The organism is Legionella sp. km772 (assembly GCF_003989735.1).
In the GTDB taxonomy this organism is placed as follows: domain Bacteria; phylum Pseudomonadota; class Gammaproteobacteria; order Legionellales; family Legionellaceae; genus Legionella.
Window position 1 is genome coordinate 1 of sequence record NZ_RZGQ01000219.1, and the last position, 4178, is coordinate 4178.

Consider the following 4178-nt stretch of genomic DNA (forward strand, 5'->3'; position numbering starts at 1 on the left):
GCTCTCCTGGCCTATGGACTTGTGGATAAGCCATTCTGAGAGTAAGGTGAATGAACTAACAAACCGGGAATAGCTCTTATTTTTCCTGAATTTTGTTCCAGATCCCCGGACCTAGCTAAATATTCATTTATTTCACCACATCAATAATCGCTTTTATGCGTGATTCAACGATTTTCTTTCGACTCTCAGATTCAAGTGAATAGTTTAAATGTCCAGGTAAAGCTTGGAGGAACTGATCATTCTTCATTAACAATCCAAATTCAGAGGAAAGATATTGCTTTAAATTATCTGATACTACTAAAACATCACTAGCGATTTCTGGCCGGCCATCAATTATTGAGATAATATCTTCCAAATCATGACTTAATAAAAAATCCTGATTCCCACGATCCTTAAATGCTTCTAACTTGGTTGCTAGAAAATAAGGCGCTGAAATAACCTTTATATTTACATCGCCAGCAATATTATGTTTAATAGAATTTTCCTGCGCATCTTTATACCATTTATTAGAAAAACCCAAGACACTTTTATCTATAGGCATGACATCAATCAAAATGCTATCACAATCCCAACGGCATATGGGATGATCACCAGAAATTAGCTCTTTAAATCCTTTCTGGCGTAATTTCTCAGCAATAGCATAATAACTCGGCCTAGTGATAACGTTGACAATACAATCAACATCCACGGTAAAGCGTACATCAGGAGCCGCTTTATCTGTTATTAATAGGCCTGTGATACAACCACCGACAAAAGTTACTTCATCACATAAATCCCCAAGACGATGTGCGATTAAACTAAGAGATTCGATATTTCTTTGAGCTGAACTTCTATTCATTTGATACCAACTTTTTTGGTTTTAATAATGCCAATATTTTTTGTGAAGCAATTTGCCTTTCTCTTACGCGCCCAGAACGAATAGCATCAATTAGCGTCAATAAGTCATAAAATAAGGGATCTGGATGCTTTGCTACAGATTCAGGGACTGAAGAATATAATGGCTTTAGAGCAAGGCCACGCTCATTCCCTTCGCCATATGGCCATACAGGAATAGGATCATTACCAGCAACAATCTGATCACTTAAGCTTGGAGCAGCATAGCTAGTGGGAATACCACGGACTAGCTCGCCTAATTTGGCAGGAAAGACATACTTTAATCCATGAAGAAAAAACTCTTCACAAGCCTGAATAATGGGTTGCGGTTTGGCCGGCGGATGGTATGGTGTAATTAACCCTGCTGCCACTAATCTCTTGAAGGCACTATTGATTTGAGAAGGACTCAAGCACAATTCAAATGCAATACTATTTTGAGACCAGTTTTTGTCTGCTTTGTAAGCTAACAGTTTGGCTAAGACTACGATGTCTTGTGATTTAATCATTGAGCATCCTTTATTCCATATTCTAGAATTTAGAATAAAGAATGTTATTAGTCAACTATTCAATAGTCTTATCTAGCATTAATGCCTTCTCAACCCTAAGTTTTGGTACTATATTCTTGCATGACTTTGCCATATTCTCAGCTGATTCCCTTGTCTTAGATTTAGAGTCAGGTTAGGTAGCAAAATGATTGCGGCGCAATCCCACTACTTAGGACAGATGTGAGGCTTAATGGCTGTTCATATCGACGGACTTCACTTATTTTAATAGCATGTGCTGTTGCACACCCACGAAAATACTCATTAAAGAATCGTTTAGAAATACCAGCAAAGTCTGAAGTTAAAGACCAAAGAACACTAGGTGTTTCCGATAGAAAAGAATCAATATCAAACTCACCGACCACTTTACCCACAGGTTTAGTTGCATAAATTACAATCGTAGTAACACCAGGCGTTTTAGGAATAATTTTCCTAAACTCAAACTGTTTTTTGCCTTCAAATATTTTCTCCGCATACTCCGGCTTAATGGATAATAAGACTTTCATCAATCATTCCTTTTCGAGCTGTATTTAAAAACTGCTCGCGAGAAAGTTGCATAAAACCCCAATAAGCGTTCCTATTAAGCCCCATTTCATCAATCATTGTTCCTCTCGTTACTCGCTTTTTTAACGCTATGTTATAGGTGAAACGAATGACATGAGGATATTTTTTCTTTGCCCAGAAATCTTCAAGTTCTTTTTCGCTGAAAACACTATATGGTCGACAATAACTTAGAAACTCATCACGTGAAACAAATGTATGAATAGAGCGATACTCCTCTACAACACAGATCGAAGTAGCTACTGATCGAAAATGGGCCGGACCCAGGCCATCATTGGTTCTATAGATCAACAACACATCCCCTTTCTTCAAGACCTCTATTCCGTTCATTGCTGCCAAATACACCTTATGAATGCTATTTGTATGAGAAACATCCTCTATTATATCCATACTTTCTGTTTTAAGAATTGAATCTGGAAGCAGTCTTGTATGCCATTCTGGATATAATGACAATAAAAATACCCGTTCATTATCTAGACGTACAAGCGGATAACTAGAAACCACGTCTATATAGTTTGCGCATAAATTTCTCACCAATACTAACTCAGTACCATTTTGAGTTATCTTTTCAGCCTTGCGTAAGAAGCCATAACGTTCGAGCAAGGCGACTAAAGGTGCATGATGAGCAAATACTGTAACGTAAATCTCTTTAACGGTTTCAAAGATTGCGTGATCAAATATTTTCTTTAAAAATCGCTCACCCAATTTTGTTCCATGAGCATTGATCTTCAGAGTTCCCACTTTAATACGTCGTGCTGATGGTAATGCAGGCACTACGTCACCAAGTGATCCCTCTTCTATTTTAAGATATAAAAAACCATCCATGTCACCATGTTCATTTTGGAAAACATAAGCTAGCTCTTCTTCCTTTGCCTTTTTAGCGAACCAATGAGAAAATTCTGAATAGTCAGCTTTTAATGAGTCAAAAAACGGATCATCTAGATTAATTTCTTTAAATGATTTTCTCGTAAGGTACATACAGACTCCCTTCTAATACAAACTTATTAGTTTGGGTAATTGTAGCATGATAAGTATAAATCATAACCTAAGACTTTAATTATATGAGTAATGAATTTATTGAGCACTTATGAAGTCATTTCGCTTTATTTATTCATAAATTACAAGAAAATTTCAAAATTGAAAGCTTAACCTTCATATCTCGATGTACCCCAACAAATACCCCCACTATGGTTTGGATGTAGGGGTATCTATTGACAATAGTGGACGTATGATAGGCTTTAAGCCTAGTGTTTACAAGAGGTTATGGATGTTATTGGAGTGTCTTGGATGTTAAATTGGTGGAGGCGGCGGGAATCGAACCCGCGTCCGCAGATCCTCTGCCTTTGGTTCTACATGCGTAGCCTTGTCTATTGAATTTAACTGCAGACCCTCCGACGGGCAGGATGGTATACAGCGATTCCCTGAGTTTCGCATCTTAATTCGGGACAAACTAAGACACTAGCTTATCTTCTATGACCATTGATTCGATACCAATAAGCGAGCTCGGTCAATGGGATACTGGGTTTATAGGCCAGTACACAGTGGTTAACTAAAGTGCTTATTAGGCAGCGATAGCTTCACCAGCAAAGTTTTCATCGTTTGCATTTATATTTACTTGAGCCTTATTAACGAGAGATCTCATTCTCGGCATGCCCCTCTGGTTTTGCAACCCACGTCGAAACCAGGTCGCCCCCATAATTTAATTATACCACAGAATCCTACGACATAAGCAGCAACAGAAATAAAAATTTAATAGAGGAAAACATCTTAGAAATCAGGTTGGAGTGCTGTTATAGGGTAATTTGATGGTGAAGACCGCCCCTTGATTAAGTCCCGCTGAGTCAACGCATAACTCGCCCTTCATTTCATGAATCAGGTTACTGCTGGAGTGCAGGCCAAAACCATGCCCTGATTGCTTAGTAGTGAAGCCATAGGTAAAAATTTTAGGCCTATGGATTTTATCGATGCCAATTCCATTATCAATGACTTGGATAAAAAAATGCTCGTCATCTATTGGTCCCGATTTAAACAGAATTACTTTATCTTGCGGTGAGCTTTCTAGGGCCTCTTTGGCATTTCTGATTACTCATGTTACGCACATAAACTTGTAGTTTGACTAAAAAGCATTAGAATTCCGCCCTTAATTTTAGGGAGGGAATTAAATGGATATGCTTGATCTTTATAGTGATTATTTGATTTTCC

General features: G+C 37.9%; 5 protein-coding genes and 1 other RNA gene. All 6 read right to left on the reverse strand.

Annotated features, from left to right (window positions below; all coding sequences use genetic code 11):
- Window positions 1-127: 127 nt before the first annotated feature.
- Entirely contained in the window at window positions 128-838 is a 711-nt protein-coding gene (locus ELY15_RS14030; protein ID WP_127101105.1) for a hypothetical protein, read from the reverse strand.
- Entirely contained in the window at window positions 831-1379 is a 549-nt protein-coding gene (locus tag ELY15_RS14035) for a helix-turn-helix domain-containing protein (protein WP_127101107.1), read from the reverse strand. Before ELY15_RS14035 ends, ELY15_RS14030 begins: the two co-directional genes overlap by 8 nt.
- Before the next feature lie 167 nt (window positions 1380-1546).
- Window positions 1547-1921, reverse strand: coding sequence for an ASCH domain-containing protein (locus ELY15_RS14040; RefSeq protein ID WP_127101109.1), 375 nt, complete (start codon window positions 1919-1921; stop codon window positions 1547-1549).
- The gene (locus tag ELY15_RS14045; RefSeq protein WP_127101111.1) at window positions 1899-2954 is read right to left on the reverse strand and encodes an N-acetyltransferase; all 1056 of its coding nucleotides are present in this window, start codon (window positions 2952-2954) and stop codon (window positions 1899-1901) included. Before ELY15_RS14045 ends, ELY15_RS14040 begins: the two co-directional genes overlap by 23 nt.
- A 318-nt stretch (window positions 2955-3272) precedes the next feature.
- Window positions 3273-3670: a transfer-messenger RNA gene (ssrA, locus tag ELY15_RS14050) on the reverse strand.
- An 80-nt stretch (window positions 3671-3750) separates the two neighbouring features.
- Window positions 3751-4059 carry an ATP-binding protein gene (locus tag ELY15_RS16475; RefSeq protein ID WP_127101113.1) on the reverse strand — a complete coding sequence of 103 codons (309 nt, stop codon included), beginning with the start codon at window positions 4057-4059 and terminating at the stop codon, window positions 3751-3753.
- Window positions 4060-4178 lie beyond the last annotated feature (119 nt).

Coding starts and splice junctions, on each gene's coding strand:
- ELY15_RS14030 (WP_127101105.1), bottom strand. CDS start 838: ATGAATAGAAGTTCAGCTCAAAGAAATATCGAATCTCTTAGTTTAATC.
- ELY15_RS14035 (WP_127101107.1), bottom strand. CDS start 1,379: ATGATTAAATCACAAGACATCGTAGTCTTAGCCAAACTGTTAGCTTAC.
- ELY15_RS14040 (WP_127101109.1), bottom strand. CDS start 1,921: ATGAAAGTCTTATTATCCATTAAGCCGGAGTATGCGGAGAAAATATTT.
- ELY15_RS14045 (WP_127101111.1), bottom strand. CDS start 2,954: ATGTACCTTACGAGAAAATCATTTAAAGAAATTAATCTAGATGATCCG.